Consider the following 25,370-nt stretch of genomic DNA (forward strand, 5'->3'; position numbering starts at 1 on the left):
ATGCAGTTTGCGTGAAATTCTCGCTTAACGCAAATTATTTGTGTTAAGGTCGGTTTCATGAAAGTCCACAAAGGCATACGCACTGGTGGCCGTAGTGCTCGCGTCCAGAAGGCAGTTCATGAAGCGGTTCATGAACTGTTATCGAGTCATGATCGCGAGGCTCTTACGGTGCCGATGATTGCACAGATGTCGGGTGTAACACCGTCAACGATTTACCGTCGCTGGGGTGATTTGCCATCCTTATTGGCGGATGCGGCACTGGATCGATTGCGCCCGGATGACGATCCGGTGGATACCGGGGCGCTTGCGACCGATCTTAAACAGTTCGCAGAAGCCTATCTTGATGAAACCGGTTCCGAGCTTGGCAAGACGATGCTTCGTGATGTTGTTGCATCCGGGGATAACGGCACGACGATGCGTTGCGCGGAAATTGCGCGGTGCCGACTGGCGGTGATTGTCGAACGCGCGCAAAAACGCGGACAATGGACCCCCAGCGTCGATCAGCTGGTTGACGGTATTATCGCACCCATGACCTATCGCATTCTGTTTGATCGGCAACCGCCAACCACGAAAGAGCTTTTCGTCATGGTTGATCGATGCCTGATCCGTGAAAAAGTCGAAAAACCGAAAGACTGAAGGTTTCGGGAATTACCCCAGATACACCTGACTTGACGGATAGGAAATGCGCGGCGGAACACGACGGGCAAGGAAGAATCCCAGTGTCAGAGGTCCGACACGGCCAATGAACATGATCAGTTCGATCACGATCCGGCCCAGTGTATCGAGTTCGCCGGTCGTCCCGCGCGAAAGACCGACCGTGCCAAAGGCCGACGTCACTTCAAAGACAAGATCAAGAAAATCGCCATCGTGGGACATGGTGATCAGAAAGATACCGCTCATGACGACGAACATGGAAATCATCGTCAGGGCCAGCACCTTCATCACTTCTTCAAGGCCGATGCTGCGCCCAAAGGCATGCAGCTGATTATGGCGTTTGAAAAAGGCGATGGTTGCCAGAACCAGTACGATAAAGGTGGTGACCTTGATCCCGCCGGCTGTTGATGTACTGCCCGCCCCGATCACCATCAGAAGGATGAACATCAATGCGGTGGTGTCGTGAATGGATCCGATATCGACCGTGTTGAACCCGGCAGTGCGGGTTGTCAGACCCTGAAACCAGCTGATTTGAAGTTTGTCGATCGGGTTGGCAAAAGCCCCGAGCGTGTCGGGATTGTGCCATTCAAGGATGGCAAACATCGTGACAGACCAGACGATCAGAATGGCAGAGCCGGTCAGCATCAATTTGCTGTGCAGGGATAAATGACGCCAGCCGCGATGAATCCACAGATCGGAAATCACGCTGAACCCGATCCCGCCAATCAGAAGCAATGTCGGGATTGTGAGGTTGATCACCGGGTTTGTAGCCCATCGGCTCAGGCTGTCGGGCATAAGGGCAAAGCCCGCATTGTTGAAGGCCGATACCGAATGGAATACCGCAAACCACGTTCCGCGTGCCCAGCCAAAATCGGGGACAAAAACGGTCAGCAACAGGATGCCGCCGATCAATTCACAGAAAAGCACAACGGCAAGGATCGTTTTGACCAGCCCCACGAGCTGATGCAGCGAGGTCTGGTTCAAATCTTCGCGCAGGAAGCTGTGATGACGCAGACCAATTGGCAAGCCAAGTGCGGATAAAACAAGGGCTGCAAATGTCATAAGACCAAGACCGCCAAGCTGGATCAGGATCAGGATGATAGCTTGCCCGAACAGCGTGAAGCTTGACCCGGTATCAACCACGGCAAGGCCGGTGACGGTGACGGCGGACGTGGCCGTAAACAAGGCGTCGGAAAAGCTGATCGGATGGGTGACCGCAACAGGGAGGACCAAAACAACAGCGCCGATCAGGATCAAGGCCAGATACAGGATGGCTAGCAAAAGCGGCGGTGGTATTCGGATCAGTTTTCCGGTGCGGTTCGGAAAATAAAACGGCATGGCTCAGATGCCGTCACTGAAGTCGCGCAAATTCTGGCGGCGACCAAGGATCAGGATCTTGTCACTGGCTTCCATCGTGACGGTCCCGGTATCACAGCCGATAAATTCCGATCCGCGCAAAATGCCCAGGCACCGCAGTTCGTGGGACTTTTCAAGATCAAGCGACTCAATGGTTTTGCCCGCCATGCTTTCCGGAACTTCCAGATTGATGACATGCATGCCGTTACCAAGACTAAGGTAATCGCGTACGGCGGGGTTATGCAGTTTCTGGGCGATGTGCTGGCCGATTTCCTGTTCGGGCAAAATGACCCGGTCGGGTTCAAGTTTGGTCAGGATGCGATGATGCGTTTTGTTGATCGCCTTTACCCAGACGGTTTTGACCCCCAGCATTTTGACATTCATCGTGCACAGGATATTGGCTTCAAGGTCTTCGCCAATGGCAATCAGGGCGACGTCATATTTGTCGACCCCGGCCTCACGGAGGGCTTCTTCATCGCGGCCATCGGCGATGATCGCTTCGGACAGGACATCCGACAGGGCGGCGACGGATTTCTCGTTAATGTCGATGCCAAGGACGTGATTGCCACTTCGTGCCAAATCGGTCGCAACCGTGCTGCCAACGGTTCCAAGCCCGATGATGACAAAGGTTCGGTTGCGCTTCTTTTCGGCTTTGGGGGCCATATCGGTTACTCCCTTTGCAATGGATTGCCCGATGCAGCGAAATTCGCACGGCACTGTTATGTCCGAAGGACAAGCATATCAGTCAAACAGACTTGCTGCAGCAGCCTGTTGTGCGGGATCGGTCAGATTGCCGACACGGCGCAGGAACGAGTTCTTTTCCTCGTAATAGCGTTTGCCAAGATCGGCAAAGCTTTTGACCTCGGCATTGGTATTGATGTGAAATTCGCGCTTGGGCACTTTGGTTGCGGTTTCATCCATCAGGACCGCGCTGATTTCCGGATCGATAACATCGGCAACACCGTCAAGCTCGATCCGGTTTTTCAGACTGAACAGAAACTTTTTGAAAGCCGGATGGCGCTGCAAAAATGCTTTTTCGGTCAGAAGGAAATCATTGGCGGCAAAGTCGGGTGCGTTTTTGACAACGAATTCGCGGCAAAGATGATCGGTGGCAAAACACATCGGGCCGAAAATGAAATTGCGATAGATGTCTTCTTTAAGCTGCCAGAACTTATCAAGGCGTTTCAGGGCATCTTCATCAAGCTTTACCGCCGCCTCAAGCAACAGGCGCGGATGGCAATGGACATAGTTCGGATGCACATAGGTCTTGGTCCGGCTGATGCCTTCGAGTGTGTCGATATTGACCGGACCCGACAGCAGGCTGGCATGGGGGTGGGTCGATTTTTTCGACAGAAGGGCAATGACCTCGTCCGGATCAACACCGTGTTTCACCAGTAAATGATTGACCGAAAGATCAAGCTGAACTTCGCCGGTGATGATCTTTTCGGTCAACTGGTGATGGTTCAGGTTGAACCGGCGGGCAAATTCCGGTTCCAGCGTATGGGAAAACGGACCATGGCCGATATCATGCAAAAGGGCCGCTGCCCCCAGAAGGTCGCGGTCGGCTTCCGAAAGACCCATCAGGCGGCAATATTGCTGCGACAGCAGGGCAACACCAATGGTGTGGTCGTATCGCGAATGGCGGATATTGGCCGGGCGTCCGTTGGGGTGGAACAGGTAATCAATCGCCCCCAGAAACGAAATTTCCCGCAGCCGTTCAAACGCGTGTGACGCGATCAGCTTTTTATGCAGCGGACGATCAAAGGCCGATGCGATCTGCGAACGTTTGAAATGATAGTTATATTGCGGCGCGTCGCGAAACAGCAGTTCCCATTCGGCGATGTCATCGGCGTTGAAATTGGTGTCGAACAGATCGCGCATTTCCGGTCCCGCCGGTTTGGCTGCGGCAGACTCCTTTTGGGGCGCGGCCGGTCTGGCTGCCACGCGCGGCGCAAAAAGGTCTAGCTGCGGTTTGGGACTCATTTTTGAAATGACGAGATCGTTATAGCTGTTGTTTCGACAATAGCGCAGACATAGCCCGATTTGGGGTATATGTCATCGCGGATTTTCCTGCGATCACGGGCGTTCGGCCGGGTATCGGGAAAACGTCGTGAAACAGTGGTAAAAGCAAGACGTTTTCACCATAATAATAGCTCATAAACACAAACGGTTAACAACACGTGACACGGGCTACATCCAACCATCAAAGGGGGAAAGAACCAATTGGTTCCCGCAAAGGGGGATCAAACAGGTTTGGTTTGTCCAGACTGTGGCAATGGGGATGCTATGGTCTGACGTCGCTTTTCATCGCAGCCGACCTGCATGCACAGGAAAAATTCCGTGTTGGCAGCGCACCGGAAGCCGCGCCGAACGCGGGCACTGTACCAGACGGGGCCTCGATCTTAGGCAGTTTTGCTGATCTGAGTGATCGCGATTGGCTGGTTGTTGGTTTGGCGGCAATTGGTGGTGCTGCGATTGCCGGGGGAATCGGGTGGCGATTATCGCTGCGCATGCGCCGCCATCTTGAAGAGGCGGAAGATCACGAATCCGAATTGGCGGATTCGACCGAACAATTTACCCATCTGTTCTATGCCGGGCCGGACCCGGTTTATTATTGGAGCCAGGCCGGCTTTGCCGAGGGGGCAAGCCCGTCGCTGAAACGTGCGTTCCAGCTTGGCAAGGATGGGCGTTTCCCCGATGTGCTCGACCAGTTGCGCGATGATGATGCCAGGACCCTTAAGGAACGTGTGCGAAACCTGAAATCCACCCACGAGCGGTTTGAGCTTTGGGTAACAGCTGTTGATGAACGCAAGTTCCACGTCACCGGGGCGATGGCACGCAAGGACCGGACTTCACCGGTTCTGGCCCATGCGCTTTGGTTCCGTGATGAAACCCGCCATACCCGTGAACGCGAAAGCCAGTTCGGCGATTTTACCGCGCTCAAACGCGAAGTCAGCGGGTTGCGGCTTTTGATTGATAGTCTTCCGTTTCCGGTGTGGCGGCGCGATGGCGATTTGCGTTTGATTGATTGTAATGCGGCCTATGCGACCGCGGTGGAACTCGACACGGTCAAGGATGCGCTTGCCAGACAGGCGGAACTAGGCGGCGGGGTGATCCCCGATAAGGGCAGGTCATTGGCGGCGTCGGCATTGCGCAACGGCGAAACCATGACACGCGATTATCATATCGTGATCAAGGGTGACCGGAAGCTTCTGCGCATTACCGAATGTCCGTCGCAAACGCCCGAAGACCTTGATGGTCTGATTGGCTTTGCGATTGATTGCACTGCGATCGAGGAATTGCAATCGGACCTGTCGCGTCATATTCGTGCCCATGCTGAAGTATTGGAAAACCTTGGAACCGCGATTGCGATTTATGGCGGTGACAAGCGGCTTATCTTCTTTAACACCGCGTTCACCAAACTTTGGGACATGGATGAGGATTGGCTCTGGGCGGAACCGTCGCTTGATGATGTGCTGCGCCGGATGCGCGATGAGCGCAAACTGCCTGAAGTCACCGACTTCACGCAGTTCCGCAATATTGAAAACCAGCGCTTTACCGATCTTCTCAAGCCAGAAGAAGATTTGATGCATTTGCCAAACGGCATGACCTTGCGCCGGTTCATTTCACCGCATCCGTTTGGCGGACTGATGTTTGCGTTCGAGGATGTCACCGACAAGCTGGTCCTCGAAAGCAGTTACAACACCCTGATCGCGGTTCAGCGCGAGACGCTTGAAAACCTGCATGAAGCGGTTGGCGTGATCAGTGGCGATGGCCGGTTGCGGCTTTACAATCACGGTTTTGCCGATGTCTGGGGCCTCGAAGACAGCTTCCTTTCAGGTGCGCCCCATATCAGCGAAGTGGTCGAAGAAGCCCGTGATTACTGGCACGAGCGCGAAGACTGGGACAAATTCAAAAGCCGGATGGTCGCGCGTATCACCAACCACGAGCCCATGAGCGGCCGTATCGAACGTGCCGATAACAGCATCATCGATTTTGCCATTGTACCGCTGCCTGACGGGGCGGTGATGATGTCTTATATCGATGTCACCGACACGATCCGGGTCGAACGGGCGCTTCGCGAACGCAACGAAGCGCTGCGTACAGCCGATCAGATGAAATCGGACTTCATTTCGACCGTATCGCGCGAGCTCACTAGGCCGCTTGACCATATCAATGGCGAGGCAGATCGCCTTATTCCGCATTTACAGGGTAATGTCGCGCAGTCGGTTGAAACCATCCGGGCCGAAGCCCAAAGCATGCTGGCACTGGTGGATGACATGCGTGACTTGGCAACGCTGGGATCAGGGCAGGTCGCGCTTGAACTTGATACGGTCGATCCAAGGCGTTTGTTACGCTCCCTTGAAGCACTTACGCGGGCGCGTCTGGCGGAGCTTAACGTTTCGCTACGCCTTTACTGTTCGCGCAATATCGGCTGGATGATTGCCGATGAACGCCGCCTTAAACAGGCATTGTTCATTCTGGTGACCAACGTGCTTCGTACCGCCCCCGAAGGCAGTGAGGTTTCCGTGGTTGCCCGTCGTCGGGGCGAGGATATCGATATCAGCATTTCACTGTCGGACGAGGCACCGCAACCGATGCTGTTTGAAGGATTGCGCGAGGGAGAATCGCCATCTGCGCGGCGTGCGCTTGGCATGGCAATGGTGCGCGCGGTGGTCGAAATCCACGGTGGCCGGGTCAAGGTCAGCCGGGATGGTCATGAAATTTCCTGTATCCTGCCCGCGGGTGAGGAAAGCGATCTGGAATGAAAAAAGGCGCCCCACCGGGCGCCTTTCGCATTCTGGATATACCAACAGTCATCAAACCCTGAACGGCACTTCCTTGCCGGCAATGAAAGCATCGATGTTATCAAGGGCTCTGAACCCCATGGCGTTGCGTGTTTCCACAGTTGCCGACCCCAGATGGGGCAACAGGAACGTATTGGGCAGATCGCGATAGGTCGGTTCGATATTCGGTTCCCCGGCAAAAACATCAAGCCCGGCGGCGGTCAGTTTGCCCGATTTGAGTGCCGCAATCAGATCCTTGTCATTGACGACATCGCCACGTGCCGTATTCACAATGATGGCCCCATCTGGCAGCTTGGCGATAAAATTGCGATTGACCATACCGCGTGTTTCCGGTGTCGACGGGCAATGCAGCGACAGGAAATCGCAATGGGGGAGCAGGTCATCAATGGATGGGTGATAGGTCGCGCCAAACTCCTGTTCTTCGGGGAGCTGTCGGCGGTTGAAATAATGGACTTCCATATCAAAACCGCGTGCACGCTTAGCAACCGCCTGTCCGATCCGGCCCATGCCGATAATGCCCAGTTTCTTGCCGGTAACCTGCGTGCCCATCATATGCGTCGGGCGCCAGCTTGACCAGGTTGCATTGCGGACTTCGGCCTGGCCTTCGCTGGCACGGCGCGCGGCACCCAGAATAAGAAGCCACGCAATATCCGCCGTTGCATCGGTCAGAACCCCGGGGGTATTGCCGATGACGAAACCGTTGGCCTTTGCCGCGGCCAGATCAATATGGTCGGTGCCCACCGAAAAGGTGGCAACGATGCCGACCTTTTGGGGTAGCGCTGCAAAGAAGGCGGCATCAATCGGATCGCCGACCGAAACCAGGGCGGCGTTCGCGTCCTTGCACAGGTCAAGAATCTGATCGCGTGACAGCGGATCATCGCCGTCCTGCATGCGCAGATCATAACTTTCGCGTGCGCGTTTTTCGACAGCTTCCGGCAGGCGTCTGGTGATGGCGAGAACCGGTTTCATTCTGATGCGTCTCCCTGAATTTTAAGACTTGTTTGTTGATTGTGTCAGAATAGCTGGCCAAGTGCGAGACGAATGCCGATTGTCGTGATGGTTAATGATAGGAGGAAATCGGCTGCAACAATGGCACTTGCCGTGGCAATCGGGACCGCCAGTGTCAGTTTCGCAATATAAACCCCGTAAATCAGCATCGCGATCACGGCAATCAACACAAATCCACCAACGCCAAGCATCGGAAACGCCGCGCCAAGAAGCAGTGCCAGCAGATAAACGCCCATCTGCAAGACGCTTGACCAGTTATAGACGGTGATAAACGCGATATAGCGATTGGCGCGGCCAATCATTGGCGCGACATGCAGCATCAGCATCGGAAAGGCAAACCATTTCATCACATAGGCAATGGTTTCCACCAGCATGTAACGACCAACCGGGAATTCATCGGGAACCGTGTCGAGATCATGCCAGCGCAACAGCGCAAAGGCCGGAAAGACAATCACGGCGGCAAAGAAAGAACGCCAGAACGCTTCGATGGAATAATCAAAGAAAGCAAGGCCTTTGGCGTCACCGCGCGCAATGCGCCAGGTTCCATAAAGTGCGCGCAGGGTTTCAGTCGACATGGTCATGGAGGGTCGTCGTTTCACATAAAATGGGGCTGATAAGGAGGACGAAAATCTTGAACAGGGATACGATCATTTGGCTTAATCACAGCTTATCCCTGTTTGCCCCGTCTTCACAAGACGGGTGCTTGCCCGTCTGTTAACCGGCGCACATTGGTCCCGGAATTCAGGCAGAAGCAGGAAAAAGACATGTCGGACAAACTTGCCGGATATTTGCCGCGCCTGTCATTCCTGCGGGCGACGGAACCCGGTTCGTTAACGCTGGCACGTCTTTGTCTTGAAATGGCAACCGCACTCGATAAATCCGAACGGATGGTAGCCCTTTCCCTGTTTGACGAGGCAGATCAACTCTTTGCATCCCACCTGCAAACGGCACCGGATGCCGCCCGTGCCGGATTGGCCCATAGCCTTAATAACAGGGCAGCCCTTGAAATCGGTGCCGAGCAATGGGCGGATGCAGTTGATGCCGCATGCCAGGCTGTTGAACTTCGTCGTGATCGGCTTGCTAGGTTGCGATCAGAGCAAAGCGAAGCCGCCCGACTTGATCTTGGATATTCGCAAGGCGCGCTTGTTTTGGCACTGCGGGGGGCCGGGCAGTTCGGGACCGCGCGTGAAATATGTGGCGAGGCCTTGGTTAATCTTGCGGTGTTTGCCGGAAAGAAAAACCAGCAGGCATTCATCCTGCTGGCCAAACTCATTTGTCTTTATACCGAACTGTGCGGCATCACCGGCGAGAAACCCGACCCGGTCCTGCTGCTGCCGCTGGCCAAGGCCTTTTATGACAGCAACCAGACCGGATAAGTGGACGGTTTTAAAGGTTATCGGGTACTTTTTACCGACCAGCTCAGATTGACTTCCTTGCCTGCCGGGATCTCGATGGTCCAGACAATCAGGTCTGGTTGCGGCTTGGTGTGTTTGTGGTCCTCGCCGGTAACAACCCAGTCGGCCGGAACATTTTCACGGATCGTAACGGTTTCGGTGCGTTCACCGCCATTGGTGATCGACCATTCCATGTTGGCGGTGATTTCATCAGGCAGATTTGGGCGTGCCTTGCGATCAAACGCCGTGACTTTGCGCGTACCGGAAATATTGCTGGCCTGGCCAAGGCGGATGGTTGCCTTGCGTCCGACCGGCGTCAAAGACAGATTGTCTTCACCAAGGAAGCCGGTCACACCGCTTTGGGACTGGCCAAAGACGCGCACGGTTCCTGCGGGCCATGGGCTTTTTTCGTCCGGGCCACCATCGTTTTCAATTTCGATTTCAAGGTCAGGACGGACAAATTCAGACACGTCACTTTGTCCGGCATAGTAAAGATTGGCACTGCCGTTAAAGGTGATCTTGCGGGTTGCAGGCAAGTTTTGCGATGCGATCAACGGCATCATCACGACATCACCATTGCGCATCGAAAGCCCGTCGAACGGCCCATATAAATGCAGGTTTTCCATGGTTTCGCGATCCGGCGCGCCGCCACCCGGTGCGCTATCTGCCATGGCTGACATCATCATTTCCCCGCGGGCAGCCTTTGCCATCGGGGTGTAGCTGACCCGGTTGGGATCACCGGCGACCAGACGCAGCTGGGCATTGTTGATTGCCGAGCCCGTCTGATTTGTAATGCGTGCCATTGCCGAAAGGTTCAGGACATTTTCCACACTGTCATACTGCCCGACATAGGCCGTCTGCCACGAAATACCGCCCAAAAGGTAGGCAAGCGAGATGTGATCAAGTGCCGCATCCGAGCCAATGGTGGCTTCGATTGCCGGGCTGGTAGCGAAGTTGCCGGGCAGGTCGGAGATGATGATCTGTTCAACAGGAACCTGTTCGATACCATCAAGGGTGCGAACAAGTGCGCCACCGTCAATCGACAGCAAAGTGCCTTCGACCAGTTCGTCATCCTTGCGTCGGATGGAAATGGTTTTGCCAACCTGATCTTGCAACAGGCGATACATGGTCGCTGGGCCATTTGCCGTATTGCGTAACGAATGCCAGACAAGATTGGCATCTTTTTGCGCGCCCATCAGGAAGGTATCGTCCATGATGGTTTGCGGCAAATTTTCGATCCGGAGTGTTTTGACCCCTTTGGGGATCGTGCCGTTACGCTGTTCGGCAATCATGCCAAGATTTCCGGGGTAAACGGTCAGCTGAATTTTGCTGCGGCTCTCACCGGAAAGCGTGATGGTTTCTTCGGTCTTTTCGTCACCGGATTGGGCGGATGCCGGTCCGATGACGGGACCAGCAAAAAGGGCCGCGCTAAGAAGCGTGGCCATGGCAAAACGGTTGCGCAATTCTGATGACATCTCGAATCCCTTGTGTCGCTTGGTGCGTATTGTTCTTCAACAAGCTTTACGCGAAAAAGTGGCAGGATCAAGGACGTATCAAGATTGAGGAAGGATCTGGTCTAGAGTTTTATGCTGAAAATGAACAGGTATTGCCTGGCTGAAACCTTTGACGTGAATTGCATCCTGTTTGGTAAAGCTGCGCATCAGGATGGATGTGGCAGAGGGTGCCTCGGACCGAAGTTTGTCGGCAAAGCTGTCACTGATAATGATGTCGGTATCAAGGGTTCTGGTCGCACGTTCCAGACGGGCTGCCAGATTGACGCTGGCACCGATAACAGCGGGCGTAACGGCTTCGCCTTCGCCAATATCACCAACAACCGCCGGGCCAAAATTAAGGCCGATACCGATCTGAAGTGGCGTTGTGCTATCTGCTAGATCACCGTTTTGCCAGTCCCGGACGTGGCTGACCATGGATTGCGCGGCCGATAACGCGTTTGCCGCCGGACAATTCATATCGTCAAATGCGCCAAAACTGGCCATGACGGCGTCGCCGATATATTTTTCGACAATCCCGCCATAGGCTCCGATTTGCGTCGTCATGATCTGATGGAACTGGTTTAACAGCCGCATCACATCCTGCGGATCGCGTTTTTCGGCATAGCCGGAAAACCCGATGATATCGGCAAACAGGATCACGCATTCACGTCTTGCACCAATGCGGACAGGTTCATCGCGATCTGCCAGCTGATCGGCAAGGGCAGCCGGGAAATAGCGTGCCAGGTTGCCATGCGCGCGCTCGGCAGCAGCAAACTGATTGATCAGGACGCGTAACCGCGAAACCATCACCGCACAGGCCAGCGTAAACACCACGACAATCACGACCTGCTCGGCCAATGCCGAAATGTCGATAAATTCGGGTCGGGTATAGGTTGTGATGATTTCTTCCTGGGTTGGTGTCCAGTCATCGCCGAAATGCTGTGAGACGATCACACCGGGGCGGGTCATCAACCAGACAATGCTGGCGCTCCATGCGACAAAAAGCCAGAACCCGAACCAGATGATAAGGCGCGGCGAAAAGGTCATGATGACCAGTGCCATCATGATCATGGAAAACACAACGCCCCGATCCCGAACGACAAAGCTGTATAGCCATGCCGGATGATCGGCAAATGGGTTCAGCGGGTCTGGAACGACCGACACATAAACGATCAGGGCCGCATCGGCGATTGCCAGAATATAAAGCAACCAGCGCCAGTTACCGCCGCGAAAGGCGACAAAAAGCTGAACCAGAACACCCGGGATGAACCAGCCCAGAACTTCCAGTAGCGAATATAGCTCACCTGTTGGCGAATCCGGTTTGGAAAACAGCAGCAGGATGAAGGCAAGCATGCATATGCGTAGAAACGCCACAAGGATCAGGCCACGCTTTTCCTCGCGGGCGACCAGTCGATCAAACAGGGAACTGGGAGACGGCTCAGCTTTTGATTGCATCGGCGAGAAGGTTTTTCAGGCCGTCTGTATCGCGGATCACCAAACGCCCGTCACGGCGTGTAATCAGATCGCGTTTTTCAAGATCGCGAAGCTTCTTGTTTACCGCTTCGCGTGTCACGCCCAGCATAAGGCCAAGTTCCTGTTGCGACAGTGGAAGGGCGATGCGGATGCCTTCCGGGTCGGGGCCACCGTGACGTTCAGCCAGCCACAAAAGGCGCTTGACCAGTCGTCCGGTAAGATCAAGGAAATTGGCGTCTTCCAAAAGGTCGCTGACCCAGCGAAGGCGACGGCACAAAAGAGCCGTGATATGACGGCGGAGCGGGGCTTCGCGGTCAAAGATTTCAAAGAAATCATCGCGTGAAATAAACAAAAGCCGTGTCGGGCCGACAGCACGCGCGGTTGCCGTGCGCGGCTCGCCATCCAGAAGCGCGATCTCGCCAAATACCGCACCCGGGGCCAACACGTTCAAAACGATTTCCTTGCCGGTGTCTGAAACGGTCGAAATGCGGATTTTCCCAGCCTCGACAGCGTATAATCCATCGGCAGGCGCGCCTTTTTCAAATAGTAATTCACCATCGTCCATCCGGCGGACACTTGCCTGATTCGAAAGTTGGGCAAGCAGTTCGGGATCAAGATCCTCGAACAGGAAACTGCCCGCAAGAATGCGCGAGGCAATTTTGGCCAGTTGGGGTGTTGCAGTACCGGTAACGCTGTTCACTGAGTTCACTTTTGAAATGGGCGTCGTTTCGATCATCGAATCGATGCATTGCTGGGCCAAAGTAGCATGAAATACCGGCTGCATCGCAAGTGTTTTACAGCAAATTCCATTGTGACGGCAGGGGGATGGCGAAGGAAGAGCATCCAAAAAGTTCGAATTGATCCGTCTTTGTCGTGGAAGATGGATGGCGCGATGCCGATATTGATACCGACAGGTGCATAACATCAAACAGGCATCGGCGTGGTTAGGATTTGGGAATGTGGTTTTGCTGAACATGTTCTAAATTATATTGATTCTAGAATATTTGACAAAATCTCCTATATTTTTTAAAGTCTCCCTATTCCGATAAGGGCCGATGCAGAACACCATGAATAATATCGGGCCAGCGGGATTGTTTTCATTCGGGAGGAAAAAATGAAATTCGTTTCCAAAAGCACGCTGCTGGGCGCTGTTTCGCTTGCTGCTGCGTCTTTCGCCGTACCTGCCCAGGCTGCGGACATCACTTTGAATTTTGCCCATGTTGATCCGGCTGAATGGACGACCTCGAAGAAGGGTGCCGCAACACAGGTCTTTAAAAATATTGTTGAAGCTGAATCGGGTGGCCGCATCGAAGTTCAGCTTTTCCCGGCCGGTTCGCTTGGCGGGGAAACCGACCTGCTGCAGAATACCCAGGATGGCACGCTTGCCATGTCGATGATTTCCGGTCCGTTCTCGAAAGTCTGCCCCGAAGCTTCTGTTCTCGACATCCCTTACATGTTCCCGAGTGCGAATGTCGCATGGAAGGTTCTGGATGGCGATTTCGGAAAACAGCTTGCGGAGCATTGCCTTGAAAAAACCGGTCTTCGCACCTTGGCCTATGGCGAAACCGGTTTCCGCAACTTCACCAATTCCAAGCGCGCAATTGCCGAGCCGAAAGACATGGATGGCCTTAAAATCCGTGTCATGACGGTTCCGCTGTTCGTCGAAATGGTCAAGGCACTTGGTGGTGAACCCACTCCGATTCCTTGGCCGGAAGTTCCAACTGCACTGACAACTGGTACGGTCGATGGTCAGGAAAACCCGATCAGCGTGATCTATGCCAACAAGTTCTATGAAATGCAGAAATATCTGACGCTTGACCGTCACGTATATGGAACCGACTTCATTCTGATCAATGAAAGCGTTTATCAGGGCCTGAGCGAAGGCGATCAGGCGCTTCTGCGTCGGGCGGCGGGGATTGCATCGAATGTCGGTCGTGCGGTCCAGCAGTTCAACTCGGCCGAAGGTGTCGCGAAACTTGCTGCCGAAGGTATGGAAGTCACAACTCCGACAGCGGAACAGTTGAAAGCGTTCCGTGATGTGGCCCAGCCAGCGGTTATCAATTGGCTGTCGGGCGAGATCGGTTCTGAATGGATCGAAAAACTGCAATCTGCTGTCGGTGAGGCTGAAGCCTCTATGTAACCGGCATTGGCAGGCCGGGTGCTCAGACCTCCTTTGAGCCCGGCCTGCCCTTTTTGTTCAGCGATCATCGCATCCGCGACAGGCGCCAACAGTTGTCGCGGTCATGTTGTCGGCTTCCCGTGTTCATCCAGAGGAACTTATGCAACGCGCAGAAAATGCTTTCAGGCATCTGCTTGCCGGGCTTTCGGGATTTAGCATCCTTGTCGTCTTTGGCGTCGTCTTTGCTGGCAGTGTCAGCCGCTACCTGTTTTCCGCGCCTCTGCAATGGAGCGAGGAAGTCGCGAAATATGCGATGATCTATGGCACCATGTTCGGAATGGCTTTTGCCTATCTGCAAGGTACACAGATTACGTTTAGCATATTCATTGATGCCGTTCCTGCCCCGATCCGCCGCAAACTTGCGCTGGGCGTCGATGTCGCAACGCTGATACTGGGGGGCATTCTGGTCCATGCCGGTTTGATCTTTGCCGCCAAGCGCGGTGGGATTATGGCATCGGGCATCGGAATTCCGATGTATTGGGCGCAAATCGCCATGACGGTTGGCGGGGTCTGCCTTGTTATTGCGGCACTGTTTCGTCTCATTGCTTTCTTCACCCGCAAATCTTCAGGGGGTGAGGGATCATGATCACGGGGCTTGGCCTTTTTGTTCTGCTTGCCATTGGCGCGCCGGTGGCCTTTGCGATTGCGCTGGCGATTGCGATCTATATTGGTGGTGCGACATTCAGCATCGATCTTCTGCCCCAACGCATTTTTGCGGGGCTTGACAGCTTCACCATCCTTGCCATTCCGCTTTTTGTTCTGGCCGGGGAATTGATGAATGCCAGTGGAATCACGTCGCGGGTCATCAATCTTGCCAATGCGCTTGTTGGCCATGCCAAAGCCGGTCTGGCCCAGGTCAATATCTGGTCTTCGGTGATTTTTGCGGGTCTTTCGGGGTCGGCGGTGGCCGATACATCGGCAATCGGGCGTATCTTCATCCCGTCGATGGAAAAAGAAGGTTATCCGCGCGATTTTGCCGCGGCTCTGACGGCGGCATCATCCGTAATCGGTCCGATTATTCCGCCCAGTATTCCGGTGATTATCTATGCGCTGATTACCAGCAATGTGTCCGTTCCGGCGCTGTTTCTGGCCGGGATTATTCCGGGCATCCTGCTTGCGATTGCGCTGTCGGTTTATGTCCGCATATTTGCGGGCAACTATGCCACGCCGCGTGACCGGATGAATGTGCGCGAAAAACTGCGCGCGCTTTGGGATGGTCTGATCCCGCTTTTCATGCCGGTCTTTGTGATTGGCTCGATTCTGGCAGGCATTGTTACGCCGACCGAGGCCGCAAGCTTTGCCGTTTTTTATGCACTGGTTGTCGGACTGTTTGTGTTTCGCGAACTCAAACCATCGGACCTGCCGGGTATTTTTGCCAACTCAATGCGTGATTCTTCAAGCATCCTGATCATTATGGGATCGGTTGCGGCGGCGAACTGGTTCATGACCTTTGCCGGGATTCCGCAGGCGGTCAGTTCGTTTGTGCTGGGCTATGTCGACAGCCCGACAATGTTCCTGATCCTGATCAACATCATGCTGCTTGCTGTCGGGCTCGTGCTTGAAGGCATTGCCGCAATGCTGGTTCTGGTGCCGATCCTTCATCCGATTGCGATCAGCCTTGGTATTGATCCGACTCATTTCGGCATTGTTGTGATCTTTAACCTGATGATCGGGCTGATCACACCACCAATGGGGCTTTGCCTGTTTGTTGCGGATGCCATCGCCAATGTCGGTATGGCCCGGATGATCAAATCAATCATGCCGCTGTTCCTGGTCGAATTGGCGGTTTTGATCCTGATCACCTTTGTACCGCAGCTCGTCACTTTCATGCCCAACCTGTTCGGATTTTAGGATTTCGCCCCATGTTGAAACTCGGTCTTATCGGTAAAGGCATCTCGCGCAGCCAGTCGGCCAGACTGCATGTCCTGCTTGGCCGGATGTGCGGAATTGATGTGACCTATGACTATCTCGACAGTGAAAAGATCGCCGATTTTGATCTGATCGGGCAGCTGACAGTCTGCGCCAGAGACGGTTATGCCGGGGTGAATGTCACCCATCCCTACAAAACCGAGGCCCGCAAGCTGATCCAGCGCCGCAAACGTCTTCCCGAAGCCCTTGGTGCGGTGAATACGGTGGTGTTCCGCGAAGATGGCTGGCGCGGGGACAATACCGATTATGTCGGGTTCATGCGGGGGTATCGCGGGCAGTTCGGTGATCAGGCACCGGGGACGGTATTGCAGATGGGGGCTGGTGGCGTTGGCCTTGCGGTTGCCTTCGGATTGCACGGGCTTGGCGCGGACCGCATCCTTATTCATGACAAGGATGCCGACCGTGGTCATGAGCTGGTTGCTACCCTGAAGGCAGGCGGGGCCAACGTTGCCTTCATCGCAGAGGCCGATCTTTCCGATGCGATCCGCAATGCGGACGGCTTGATCAATTGCACCCCGGTCGGGATGAACCAGTATCCGGGCAGTCCGATTGATGCTGCTTTGCTGGGCGGACAGAAATGGGCGTTTGACGCGGTTTACACGCCGGTTGAAACATCATTCCTGCATTCCGCGCGAAAGGCCGGGCTTTCGGTCATGACCGGCTTTGAACTGTTCTTTTTTCAGGGTATTGAAGCGTTCGAGGTTTTCAGCGGGGCGCAGATCGACGGGGATGTGGCCCGGGTCGAATATTTCAATGCCTATCCCGAGGCATTGACGGGGTAAGGGGAAAGTCCATGAGCAGCAGCACAGTTGCCGAGACCGTTTATAACGAAATCCGCGATGACATCCTTTATGGCGAACTTCAGCCGGGTGTGAAGCTGAAGCTTGATGCGCTGCGGGATCGTTATAATGCCGGCGTCAATACGCTCCGTGAAGTACTGAACCGTCTTGTCGCGTCGGGATTTGTTTTTGTCGAAGGCCAGAAAGGTTTTCGGGTTGTCGAAACATCGCCCTCGAATTTCAAGGAACTGACCGCAATGCGGTTGCTGCTTGAAACCAATGGGCTTGCGAAATCAATTGATGCCGGTGATGTCGAATGGGAAGGCCGTGTTGCTGCCGCCCATCACAAACTTTCGGCGATCGAAAAACGGATGCTGACCGAGGACAGCCGCGAACTGACCGTCCGCTGGAGCCAGTATGACCGCGAATTTCATCAGGCCCTGATCTCTGCCTGTGGGTCGGATCTGCATATGCGGATGCATCGTGAAATCTTTGACCAGTTCCGTCGTTATGTGGTGATCGAACTGAAAACGCACGGTTTCCGTGCCGAGGAGATTATTGATGAACATCGAGGCATCTGTGATCTGGCGCTGGCACGCGACAAAACTGCCGCACTGGCAAAACTGACCGATCACATTGAAACCTATCGGCGCCGTTCGCAGGACTGATCAAACCGATCCTGCCGGGCAACGTGCCCGGAAGTCCTTCCGCGCGACGGTGCCGATGCACCACACGACCATCCCGGAGGGATAAAATGCTGACTTCCATCGCGACCGTTTCGCTATCGGGTGATCTTCAGGAAAAACTTGATGCCATTGCCGCCGCCGGCTTTGACGGTGTCGAGATTTTTGAAAATGATCTGCTGACCTTTGATGGCTCCCCCGAGGACGTTGGCAAGACCATTCGTGACCTTGGCCTGAAGCTGGTAACCTTTCAGCCATTCCGCGATTTTGAAGGCATGCCCGAACCCCAGCGTACCCGTGCGTTTGAACGTGCCGAACGCAAGTTCGATCTGATGGAAGAACTGGGTACCGATCTTTTGATGGTCTGTTCGAACGTCTCGCCCCATTCACTTGGCGGGCTTGATCGTGCGGCAAAGGATCTGGCCGAACTTGGCGACCGCGCGGCCAAGCGCGGGCTTCGTATCGCGTTCGAAGCCCTGTCCTGGGGTAGGCATATCAGCGATTATCGCGATAGTTGGGAAGTGGTGCGGCGCGCCAATCACCCCAATGTGGGTCTGGTGCTTGATACCTTCCATATCATGGCGCGCAAGGTACCGCTTGATGCGATTGCATCGATCCCCGGCGACAGGATTTTTCTTGTGCAGGTCGCCGATGCACCGATCCTTGAAATGGACCCGCTTTCATGGAGCCGCCATTTCAGGTGCTTCCCCGGACAGGGCGATTTTCCGTTGGATGAATTCATGCGCAATCTGGCTCGGACCGGGTATGACGGGCCATTGTCGCTTGAAATCTTCAATGATCAATTCCGCTCAAGCTCGACCAAAAACGTTGCCAAGGATGGCCTTCGTTCGCTGATTTATCTGGGTGATGGCATTGATGGTGTAAAAGTCGGGGAAAAGGCAACGGCCCTGCCGCCAAAGGCGTATGCCCGCAATGTCGAGTTTGTTGAATTCGCGGTCGAAGAAGAAAACGCCGAAAAGCTTGCCGCCCTGTTTGCCGGGCTTGGTTTTGAAAAACGCGGCAGCCACAAATCCAAGGCCGTGACATGGTGGAAGCAGGGTAATATCAATCTTGTCATCAATTGCGACAAGGACGGTTTTGCGCATTCCTACAACATCGTGCATGGCCCGTCGGTCTGTGCGGTGGGGCTTAAGGTTGATGACGCAAATGCATCGCTTAAACGCGCACAATCCCTTCTGGCATCACCCTTTGTCCAGTCCGTCGGCCCGGGCGAAATCGAAATGCCCGCCATCCGCGGTGTGGGCGGCAGTCTGGTCTATTTCCTTGATGATCAAAGCGAACTGGCGCGCATCTGGGATGTCGAGTTCGAAGCATCGAAACCGGTAGGCAAACCGGCACATGATGCCAACCTGAAATCGGTAGATCATGTGTCCTATTCGATGCAGTACGAGGAAATGCTGACCTGGGTGCTGTATTTCACCTCGATCTTTGACCTTGGCAAAATGCCGACGGTTGATGTGCCCGATCCCGGTGGGCTTGTGCAAAGTCAGGTGGTTCAGGGTGAGGATGGCGGGGTGCGGTTGATCCTGAACGGATCGCAAAGCCCCCATACCCAGCATTCACAATTCCTAAGTGAGTTTTTCGGAAGCGGCGTGCAACATATCGCACTTTCAAGTGGCGATATTTTTGCCAGTGTCGATTTTTGCCGGAAAAATGGTGTTGAAGTTCTGCCAATCCCGGAAAATTACTATGATGACATCGAGGCGCGCTTTGGACTTGATCCCGATCTTCTGGATCGACTGAAGGCTGCCAACATCCTTTATGATCGTGATGATGACGGCGAGTATTTTCAGGTCTATACCAAGACCTTCGCCAACCGGTTCTTCTTTGAACTGGTCGAACGTCGCGATTATCGCGGGTTTGGTGCGGCCAATGCACCCATCCGGCTGGCATCGCAAACCCGTATGAACCGGCGCAGTCAGACGTCGAAATAAGCAAACATTTCAGGGGATCAGGAAACCATGAGCGTTTCGGAAATTCTTGTCATTAACGGCCCGAACCTTAACCTTCTGGGGCAGCGTCAGCCGGAAATCTACGGCTATGACACTCTGGCAAGTATCGCGGATAAATGCGCGTCCCTTGCCGAAACGCTGGGGGTTTCTGTCCGGTTTGAACAGTCAAACCACGAAGGCAGCATTGTCGATTTCATCCATGATGCACGGCAAAAATCGGCGGCGATTATCATCAATGCCGGTGCCTATACCCATACCTCGGCCGCCATTCATGACGCGCTGAAAACATTCGACGGCTATATCATCGAGCTGCATATCTCCAACCCGCACGCCCGTGAAGAATTCCGCCATCACAGCTGGATCAGCCCGGTTGCCAATGCCGTGATGGCAGGTGCCGGTGCCTATGGCTATGAACTGGCAACGCGTCTTGCCGCGGAAAAGATTGCGCAGACCAAATAGGGTGATGGTGCCCGGGTCCGAAACAACAAAGGCAGCATTGAATGCTGCCTCGGACTGCTGACCCGATCTGATTGTCATTCCCGCAAAGCCTACCCCCGTGAAAGCGGGGGCGGCAATCCCGTCTCCTGCTGCTCCAAACACCCGCTGCTCCCGGTTTACACCGCAAACGCACCTCACCCCAAGGGCAACGGCATTGTCGCACGGCAGGCACTCGTCCCACCATCGATGATCGGTCTTTTGGCCTCTCCGAACGATCCATCGGTTGATCCCGCCAGCAATCCCGGCTCCCCGGCCAGCCGATCCAGTGCCGACCCAATCCGGGCGCAATTCGGGCCCGCTGATTCTCGGCATTGTCGCGCTTCACCGACCGGACTGAACGGACCGGGCCAACTTCGCCCCGGCTCTCGCTGCCCCAAACAAACGCCCTTGCCCTAAGGACACATTTCTCCCGTCATGATAAACACCCGTTTTTCGCAAATATCCGACGGCCTCACGGCCCGGATGCACCACCGCCGTAATGGCTTTTCCATGCGCCAGTGATGCTCCTTTGGCGACGCCGCCCCCGCCATTTCATCCCGTCAGATCGCTGCCCTGTCATCATCCCATTCCTGTTTTTGCCGCCCGAAACGCAAAAAACCCGCAAAAGCGGATCACGCTTTGCGGGTTTTGTCTCCAGACCCATTTGTCCTGTTGACTTTATCTTTATGTCACAACGAAAAGAACAAATCAAGAACTTTTTTCAAAAAAGCCGGAAAAAGTTCCCGGTTGATGCTCTGCGTGACCGAAAAGGTATATTTATCAATATCCTAGGCAGAATTGAATGCAGCCTTTCGGTTTTCATGAACGGTTTGCGATCAAACTGCGCTGCGTGATCGAAGGGCTGCGGCCAGCGTGCCGTCATCAAGGTAGTCAAGTTCGCCGCCAACCGGGACCCCGTGCGCCAGGCGTGTAACCTTGACCCCGGTTTCGATCAGGCGCTCGGTAATGTAATGTGCGGTGGTCTGGCCATCAACGGTCGCGTTGGTCGCAAGGATTACTTCGGTTACAGCTTCGTCGCGTGCCCGTTCGATCAGCTGGTCGATACGCAGATCATCCGGCCCAACCCCGTCAAGCGGCGACAATGTCCCGCCCAGAACATGATATTGCCCCTTGAACGCCCCAGCACGTTCCAGCGCCCAAAGATCCTGAACTTCCTCGACCACGCAAATTGCATCGTGGGTGCGATTGCGATCAGCGCAGATGTGGCACGGATCGACCACATCAATATTGCCGCAAATGCCGCAATTGGTCATGGCATTGGCGGTTTCTTCCAGTGCGTGGGACAACGGGATCATTAGAGTTTCGGGCTTTTTCAGCATCTGCAAAACCGCACGCCGTGCCGACCGTGGCCCAAGCCCCGGCAGGCGTGACAGAAGCTTGATCAGATTTTCGATTTCCCGTCCGTTCATGATGGTCCCGTCTTGCGGTTGATCTTGTGATGACTGTTTCTGATAGCTTGTATCAAAAACAAAGGGCGGCGCAATGCCACCCTTTGATTTATGCGGCATGACCGCAATTTGATATCGGTTTTGCCGATCAGAACGGCAGTTTGAAACCTTCCGGCAGGTTCAGTCCACCGGTGACATCCTTCATCTTGTCCTGAACGGCGGCTTCGACCTTGACCTTGGCATCGTTATAGGCGGCAACGATCAGGTCTTCGAGGACTTCGGTGTCCTCGGGATCGACAATGCTTTTGTCGAGTTTCAGGCCGCGCATCTCGCCCTTGCCGTTCAGCATGACCTTGACCATGCCCGCCCCGGACTGGCCTTCGATTTCAAGTGCAACAAGTCCTTCCTGCATTTCCTGCATTTTGGACTGCATTTGCTGGGCCTGTTTCAGCATCCCTGCAAGGTTCTTCATAGCTCGTCGTCTCCTTCGAGATAAAATGCATCATCGTAAACGGAACCGCTGTCATCCTGCTCGCCCTCGGTTTCTTCCTGTCCCGGTGGCAGATGGACGGCAACGATTTTTGCCTTGGGTAATCCGTCAAGGATCGCCTTGACCAGCGGATCAAGTGATGCATCCGCCTTGCGCTGTTCAAGTTCCTCGAGTTCCTGTTCCTTAAGGGTCGGCGCACCTTCTTCGCGTTCCGAAACACTGACCAGCCAGCGATGACCGGTCAGATTGTTCAGGGTTTTGATAAGCTGGCTCGACAAATCCGCACGCGCCCCGCGCGCCGGACGGAATTCAATGCGACCCGGTTCGTATTTCACCAGATGCATATAGTTTTTAAGCTGTATCGCAAGTGCGGTTGTTTCCCGCTCTTTCGATAGCAATTCGGCGACTTCGGCAAAGGTTTCGGGCAGCTTGGCATAAACCTGCTGCGGGGCCTGTTCGGGCTCACCCAGCGGATCAGGGCGTGCATGGGCAACCGCCGCCCCGCCGCCATTAACCACCTGCATGCGCGGACCCGGTCCGCCACCGCCATTGCTGCCACCGCCACCTTGCGGCGCATTGCCGGATTTGTTCAGATCATTGCGCAGTTTCTTGATCAGATCGCCCGGGGGGGGCATTTCGGCGGCATAAGCCAGCCGGATCAGGATCATTTCGGCGGCCTGGATCGGACTTGGTGCAATGCGGGTTTCTTCCAGCCCTTTAAGCAGCATCTGCCACGCACGGGTTAATTGTGGCATGGCAAGCTTGGCGGCAATTTCCTTGCCGCGGTCGCGCTCGATCTGCGATACGCCGGGATCATTGGCTGCATCGGGCGACAGCTTCACACGTGTCAGCCAGTGGGTCAGGTCAAGCATATCCTGCAACATCACCGCCGGATCACCGCCCAGTGCATATTGCGCCCCCAGCAATTCCAGCGCTTCGTTGATTTCGCCCTTCATGGTCTGATCAAACAGATCAAAAATCCGCGACCGGTCTGACAGGCCCAGCATATCGCGTACTTGTTGGGTCGTGACTTTGCCCGCACCATGCGAAATCGCCTGATCCAGAAGGCTCATGCCGTCACGAACCGATCCGTCGGCAGCACGCGCAATCAGGGCAAGCGCCTCGTCCTCGATATCGGCATGTTCAAGGGTTGCGATGCGTTTGTAATGGGTGGCCAGTTCATCGGTCTGAACCCGGCGCAAATCAAAACGCTGGCAACGCGACAGAACGGTGATCGGAATTTTGCGGATTTCGGTGGTCGCAAAGATGAATTTCACATGCTCTGGCGGTTCTTCCAGCGTTTTCAAAAGCGCGTTAAACGCACTTTTCGACAGCATGTGCACTTCGTCGATGATGTAAATCTTGTAGCGGGCCGATGTCGGGCGATAACGAACGCCTTCGATCAGTTCGCGAATATCGTCAACACCGGTACGTGACGCGGCGTCCATTTCCAGAACGTCGACATGACGGTCTTCGGCAATCGCGCGGCAATGCTCGCAAACACCGCATGGCTCGATGGTGGCATTGCCTTTACCATCCGGTCCGATGCAGTTCAGCGCGCGCGCAATGATGCGTGCGGTCGTGGTTTTACCGATCCCGCGCACCCCGGTCAGAACAAAGGCATGCGCCAGTCGGCCACTTTCAAGCGCATTCGACAGCGTCTTGACCATCGGCCCGTGGCCGATCAGCTCGTCAAAGGTTTTCGGGCGATATTTGCGGGCAAGAACCTGATATTCGCTTTTGGGCGCCTCTTCGGCCTTTGGCGCAGTCACAGATGCAGGTGCCGCCGCGGCGGGTTCCTGTTCCATATCAAGCTCTGGCGCCTCAGCCTCGGGCGTTTCTGGTGCTGACGTTTCGGCGTTGTCGATCTGATCCGTCATTCATCCGGTCCGGCATGTTTCAATGTGCTTTGGTTTTAGCAGCTTCGCCCCCGCATGGGAAAGACCAAGTGGGAAATTTCCCACACAAAATTCCATAGCAGGCATGATGCTGCAAAGCATGGCGGAAACATGTGATTTTTGGGGGGATATAAAGGGTGAGAGACTGAACCGCGACCCGGAAAAACTCGTTACGGCTGCTACCTTCCGGTCCTGACCGGGTTGGCGAGCGGTCCGTCCACGGCCAGCCTCTCGCCCCCTATATCGCGCAAGGAACCATAAAACGCAAGGCCCGGCTTTGATTTTTTGATAAATCGCGTGATCGTGGCTTTGACGGCGGGTTTGGTCGCGTTAATGTCGCTACCCGTCACCTGAATATGCTGATCCACGATATTGAAAACCGGGACTCGACCCCGGTACTGGTGGATCCAAACAAGGAATTGCCCCGAAATGGACAGGCTGTTTTACGAAGCAACCGATCTGGATCGCGATGCCCGGTTGCGCACCCGGGAAAACTGGCGTGAACTGCTGCTGGCTGAGGAAAGCGTTAAAATTCTGATCTGCCATGCTGGCGACCCTTTGTTTGCGTGGCCCGAAGACATGAACGAGCACGAGCTTGTAGTCGTCGGAGGTCCCGCCTTGCCGTATCTTGACCTTGAAATCGAACGGGCAAATTGGATTTATATTGGTCGACATGGCGGAGAGGCCGTCATCGCGATTGATATCGCGCCAATCATTTCTGATCGTGATGATGCCATTCGTCGATTGGGTGGCGGGTTTGGCGATATGCGTAGCCGTATGGCAGCTCTTTCCGAAGACGAGGCCGCCCTTGCGGCCCAGGCACGCGCCATTTTCAACTGGCATCAGAAACATCAGTTTTGCGGTGTATGCGGGCATCCCAATCAGGTAATGGAAGCCGGTTACCGCCTGCAATGCAGTAACCCGGAGTGCGGTACCCCGCATTTTCCGCGGACTGATCCGGCGGTGATCATGCTGATCCATCACAATGACCATGTCTTGCTGGCACGTTCTCCGCAATTCCTCCCCGGTACCGTTTCCGTGCTTGCCGGGTTTGTCGAACCGGGTGAAACGCTTGAACAGGCCGTTGCGCGCGAAGTGTTCGAAGAAGTCGGGATACGCATCAAGCGTGCACGTTATATTGCATCTCAACCATGGCCTTTCCCCGGATCCTTGATGCTTGGGTTTATCGCCGAGGCAGAAACGACCGACATTGTCATTGATGAAAAGGAAATTGAATTCGCGATGTGGGTGCATCGCGACGATGTTGCCGGGCTTCCCGAAAAGGGCATCAACCTTCCCCGTCCGATTTCTATCGCACGCTACCTTCTGGAAAATTGGTGCGAAGGCCGCATATAGAAGGGATCAGC

Annotated in this window: 22 protein-coding genes and 1 other RNA gene; 11 read left to right on the forward strand and 12 right to left on the reverse strand. The window is 54.7% G+C overall.

Features of this window, described 5'->3' with window-relative positions:
* The first annotated feature begins 57 nt into the window (after positions 1-57).
* On the forward strand, positions 58-636 hold the full coding sequence (locus tag TH468_RS18820; RefSeq protein ID WP_085646079.1) for a TetR/AcrR family transcriptional regulator: 579 nt from the start codon (positions 58-60) through the stop codon (positions 634-636).
* A 12-nt stretch (positions 637-648) separates the two neighbouring features.
* Here TH468_RS18820 and TH468_RS18825 read toward each other — a convergent pair whose 3' ends face one another.
* The 3 genes from TH468_RS18825 to TH468_RS18835 all read right to left on the reverse strand — a co-directional run bounded on the left by TH468_RS18825 (position 649) and on the right by TH468_RS18835 (position 3,891).
* A complete protein-coding gene (locus TH468_RS18825; RefSeq protein ID WP_085646080.1) occupies positions 649-1,992 on the reverse strand; it encodes a TrkH family potassium uptake protein in 1,344 nt (447 codons plus the stop codon).
* A gap of 3 nt (positions 1,993-1,995) precedes the next feature.
* Complete coding sequence (locus TH468_RS18830; protein WP_085646081.1) at positions 1,996-2,673, reverse strand: TrkA family potassium uptake protein; 678 nt, start codon at positions 2,671-2,673, stop codon at positions 1,996-1,998.
* 78 nt (positions 2,674-2,751) lie between these two features.
* Positions 2,752-3,891: an HD domain-containing protein gene (locus TH468_RS18835; RefSeq protein WP_246832382.1), complete on the reverse strand. Its 1,140-nt coding sequence runs from the start codon at positions 3,889-3,891 to the stop codon at positions 2,752-2,754.
* Between the two features lie 377 nt (positions 3,892-4,268).
* Here TH468_RS18835 and TH468_RS18840 point away from each other — a divergent pair, with 377 nt between their 5' ends.
* Positions 4,269-6,779, forward strand: coding sequence for a PAS domain-containing sensor histidine kinase (locus TH468_RS18840; RefSeq protein ID WP_085646083.1), 2,511 nt, complete (start codon positions 4,269-4,271; stop codon positions 6,777-6,779).
* A gap of 51 nt (positions 6,780-6,830) precedes the next feature.
* On the opposite strand, the gene TH468_RS18845 is transcribed toward TH468_RS18840, so the two are convergent.
* On the reverse strand, positions 6,831-7,787 hold the full coding sequence (locus TH468_RS18845) for a D-glycerate dehydrogenase (protein ID WP_085646084.1): 957 nt from the start codon (positions 7,785-7,787) through the stop codon (positions 6,831-6,833).
* A gap of 44 nt (positions 7,788-7,831) precedes the next feature.
* A complete protein-coding gene (locus TH468_RS18850) occupies positions 7,832-8,407 on the reverse strand; it encodes a hypothetical protein (protein ID WP_085646085.1) in 576 nt (191 codons plus the stop codon).
* 183 nt (positions 8,408-8,590) lie between these two features.
* Here TH468_RS18850 and TH468_RS18855 point away from each other — a divergent pair, with 183 nt between their 5' ends.
* On the forward strand, positions 8,591-9,202 hold the full coding sequence (locus TH468_RS18855) for a hypothetical protein (protein WP_085646086.1): 612 nt from the start codon (positions 8,591-8,593) through the stop codon (positions 9,200-9,202).
* A 17-nt stretch (positions 9,203-9,219) separates the two neighbouring features.
* Here TH468_RS18855 and TH468_RS18860 read toward each other — a convergent pair whose 3' ends face one another.
* The 3 genes from TH468_RS18860 to TH468_RS18870 form a co-directional block, all read right to left on the reverse strand.
* The gene (locus TH468_RS18860; protein ID WP_085646087.1) at positions 9,220-10,695 is read right to left on the reverse strand and encodes a DUF4139 domain-containing protein; all 1,476 of its coding nucleotides are present in this window, start codon (positions 10,693-10,695) and stop codon (positions 9,220-9,222) included.
* A 78-nt stretch (positions 10,696-10,773) separates the two neighbouring features.
* Positions 10,774-12,168, reverse strand: coding sequence for an adenylate/guanylate cyclase domain-containing protein (locus TH468_RS18865; protein ID WP_085646088.1), 1,395 nt, complete (start codon positions 12,166-12,168; stop codon positions 10,774-10,776).
* The gene (locus TH468_RS18870; RefSeq protein ID WP_110252833.1) at positions 12,152-12,886 is read right to left on the reverse strand and encodes a Crp/Fnr family transcriptional regulator; all 735 of its coding nucleotides are present in this window, start codon (positions 12,884-12,886) and stop codon (positions 12,152-12,154) included. Before TH468_RS18870 ends, TH468_RS18865 begins: the two co-directional genes overlap by 17 nt.
* 414 nt (positions 12,887-13,300) lie before the next feature.
* On the opposite strand from TH468_RS18870, the gene TH468_RS18875 reads away from it, so the two are divergent.
* The 7 genes from TH468_RS18875 (at position 13,301) to TH468_RS18905 (ending at position 20,188) form a co-directional block, all read left to right on the forward strand.
* Positions 13,301-14,326, forward strand: coding sequence for a DctP family TRAP transporter solute-binding subunit (locus TH468_RS18875; protein ID WP_085646089.1), 1,026 nt, complete (start codon positions 13,301-13,303; stop codon positions 14,324-14,326).
* A gap of 139 nt (positions 14,327-14,465) precedes the next feature.
* Complete coding sequence (locus tag TH468_RS18880; protein ID WP_085646140.1) at positions 14,466-14,951, forward strand: TRAP transporter small permease; 486 nt, start codon at positions 14,466-14,468, stop codon at positions 14,949-14,951.
* Positions 14,948-16,216 carry a TRAP transporter large permease gene (locus TH468_RS18885; RefSeq protein ID WP_085646090.1) on the forward strand — a complete coding sequence of 423 codons (1,269 nt, stop codon included), beginning with the start codon at positions 14,948-14,950 and terminating at the stop codon, positions 16,214-16,216. The genes TH468_RS18880 and TH468_RS18885 overlap by 4 nt, the downstream gene beginning before the upstream one ends.
* Before the next feature lie 11 nt (positions 16,217-16,227).
* Positions 16,228-17,076 (forward strand): shikimate dehydrogenase, encoded by an 849-nt coding sequence (locus tag TH468_RS18890; RefSeq protein WP_085646091.1) that lies wholly within the window; start codon positions 16,228-16,230, stop codon positions 17,074-17,076.
* Between the two features lie 11 nt (positions 17,077-17,087).
* The gene (locus TH468_RS18895; RefSeq protein ID WP_007088244.1) at positions 17,088-17,741 is read left to right on the forward strand and encodes a GntR family transcriptional regulator; all 654 of its coding nucleotides are present in this window, start codon (positions 17,088-17,090) and stop codon (positions 17,739-17,741) included.
* Between the two features lie 86 nt (positions 17,742-17,827).
* Positions 17,828-19,711: a bifunctional sugar phosphate isomerase/epimerase/4-hydroxyphenylpyruvate dioxygenase family protein gene (locus tag TH468_RS18900; protein WP_085646092.1), complete on the forward strand. Its 1,884-nt coding sequence runs from the start codon at positions 17,828-17,830 to the stop codon at positions 19,709-19,711.
* Positions 19,712-19,738: 27 nt separating this feature from the next.
* The gene (locus TH468_RS18905) at positions 19,739-20,188 is read left to right on the forward strand and encodes a type II 3-dehydroquinate dehydratase (RefSeq protein WP_007088242.1); all 450 of its coding nucleotides are present in this window, start codon (positions 19,739-19,741) and stop codon (positions 20,186-20,188) included.
* Positions 20,189-21,042: 854 nt separating this feature from the next.
* Here TH468_RS18905 and recR read toward each other — a convergent pair.
* The 4 genes from recR to ffs form a co-directional block, all read right to left on the reverse strand.
* Complete coding sequence (gene recR / locus TH468_RS18915) at positions 21,043-21,636, reverse strand: recombination mediator RecR (RefSeq protein WP_071239383.1); 594 nt, start codon at positions 21,634-21,636, stop codon at positions 21,043-21,045.
* A 127-nt stretch (positions 21,637-21,763) separates the two neighbouring features.
* Positions 21,764-22,087 (reverse strand): YbaB/EbfC family nucleoid-associated protein, encoded by a 324-nt coding sequence (locus TH468_RS18920; RefSeq protein ID WP_007091823.1) that lies wholly within the window; start codon positions 22,085-22,087, stop codon positions 21,764-21,766.
* On the reverse strand, positions 22,084-23,985 hold the full coding sequence (locus tag TH468_RS18925; RefSeq protein WP_085646094.1) for a DNA polymerase III subunit gamma/tau: 1,902 nt from the start codon (positions 23,983-23,985) through the stop codon (positions 22,084-22,086). The genes TH468_RS18920 and TH468_RS18925 overlap by 4 nt, the downstream gene beginning before the upstream one ends.
* A gap of 155 nt (positions 23,986-24,140) precedes the next feature.
* Positions 24,141-24,235, reverse strand: an RNA gene (ffs, locus tag TH468_RS18930) — signal recognition particle sRNA small type.
* Between the two features lie 197 nt (positions 24,236-24,432).
* Here ffs and nudC point away from each other — a divergent pair.
* Complete coding sequence (gene nudC / locus TH468_RS18935; protein ID WP_085646095.1) at positions 24,433-25,359, forward strand: NAD(+) diphosphatase; 927 nt, start codon at positions 24,433-24,435, stop codon at positions 25,357-25,359.
* Positions 25,360-25,370 lie beyond the last annotated feature (11 nt).

Source organism: Thalassospira sp. MCCC 1A03138 (assembly GCF_002115785.1).
In the GTDB taxonomy this organism is placed as follows: Bacteria; Pseudomonadota; Alphaproteobacteria; order Rhodospirillales; family Thalassospiraceae; genus Thalassospira.

Bases quoted from the DNA above. Each gene is read 5' to 3' on its own strand.
- TH468_RS18820 (WP_085646079.1), top strand. From the start codon at position 58: ATGAAAGTCCACAAAGGCATACGCACTGGTGGCCGTAGTGCTCGCGTC.
- TH468_RS18825 (WP_085646080.1), bottom strand. From the start codon at position 1,992: ATGCCGTTTTATTTTCCGAACCGCACCGGAAAACTGATCCGAATACCA.
- TH468_RS18830 (WP_085646081.1), bottom strand. From the start codon at position 2,673: ATGGCCCCCAAAGCCGAAAAGAAGCGCAACCGAACCTTTGTCATCATC.
- TH468_RS18835 (WP_246832382.1), bottom strand. From the start codon at position 3,891: ATGCGCGATCTGTTCGACACCAATTTCAACGCCGATGACATCGCCGAA.
- TH468_RS18845 (WP_085646084.1), bottom strand. From the start codon at position 7,787: ATGAAACCGGTTCTCGCCATCACCAGACGCCTGCCGGAAGCTGTCGAA.
- TH468_RS18850 (WP_085646085.1), bottom strand. From the start codon at position 8,407: ATGACCATGTCGACTGAAACCCTGCGCGCACTTTATGGAACCTGGCGC.
- TH468_RS18855 (WP_085646086.1), top strand. From the start codon at position 8,591: ATGTCGGACAAACTTGCCGGATATTTGCCGCGCCTGTCATTCCTGCGG.
- TH468_RS18860 (WP_085646087.1), bottom strand. From the start codon at position 10,695: ATGTCATCAGAATTGCGCAACCGTTTTGCCATGGCCACGCTTCTTAGC.
- TH468_RS18865 (WP_085646088.1), bottom strand. From the start codon at position 12,168: ATGCAATCAAAAGCTGAGCCGTCTCCCAGTTCCCTGTTTGATCGACTG.
- TH468_RS18875 (WP_085646089.1), top strand. From the start codon at position 13,301: ATGAAATTCGTTTCCAAAAGCACGCTGCTGGGCGCTGTTTCGCTTGCT.
- TH468_RS18880 (WP_085646140.1), top strand. From the start codon at position 14,466: ATGCAACGCGCAGAAAATGCTTTCAGGCATCTGCTTGCCGGGCTTTCG.
- TH468_RS18885 (WP_085646090.1), top strand. From the start codon at position 14,948: ATGATCACGGGGCTTGGCCTTTTTGTTCTGCTTGCCATTGGCGCGCCG.
- TH468_RS18890 (WP_085646091.1), top strand. From the start codon at position 16,228: ATGTTGAAACTCGGTCTTATCGGTAAAGGCATCTCGCGCAGCCAGTCG.
- TH468_RS18895 (WP_007088244.1), top strand. From the start codon at position 17,088: ATGAGCAGCAGCACAGTTGCCGAGACCGTTTATAACGAAATCCGCGAT.
- TH468_RS18900 (WP_085646092.1), top strand. From the start codon at position 17,828: ATGCTGACTTCCATCGCGACCGTTTCGCTATCGGGTGATCTTCAGGAA.
- TH468_RS18905 (WP_007088242.1), top strand. From the start codon at position 19,739: ATGAGCGTTTCGGAAATTCTTGTCATTAACGGCCCGAACCTTAACCTT.
- recR (WP_071239383.1), bottom strand. From the start codon at position 21,636: ATGAACGGACGGGAAATCGAAAATCTGATCAAGCTTCTGTCACGCCTG.
- TH468_RS18920 (WP_007091823.1), bottom strand. From the start codon at position 22,087: ATGAAGAACCTTGCAGGGATGCTGAAACAGGCCCAGCAAATGCAGTCC.
- TH468_RS18925 (WP_085646094.1), bottom strand. From the start codon at position 23,985: ATGACGGATCAGATCGACAACGCCGAAACGTCAGCACCAGAAACGCCC.
- nudC (WP_085646095.1), top strand. From the start codon at position 24,433: ATGGACAGGCTGTTTTACGAAGCAACCGATCTGGATCGCGATGCCCGG.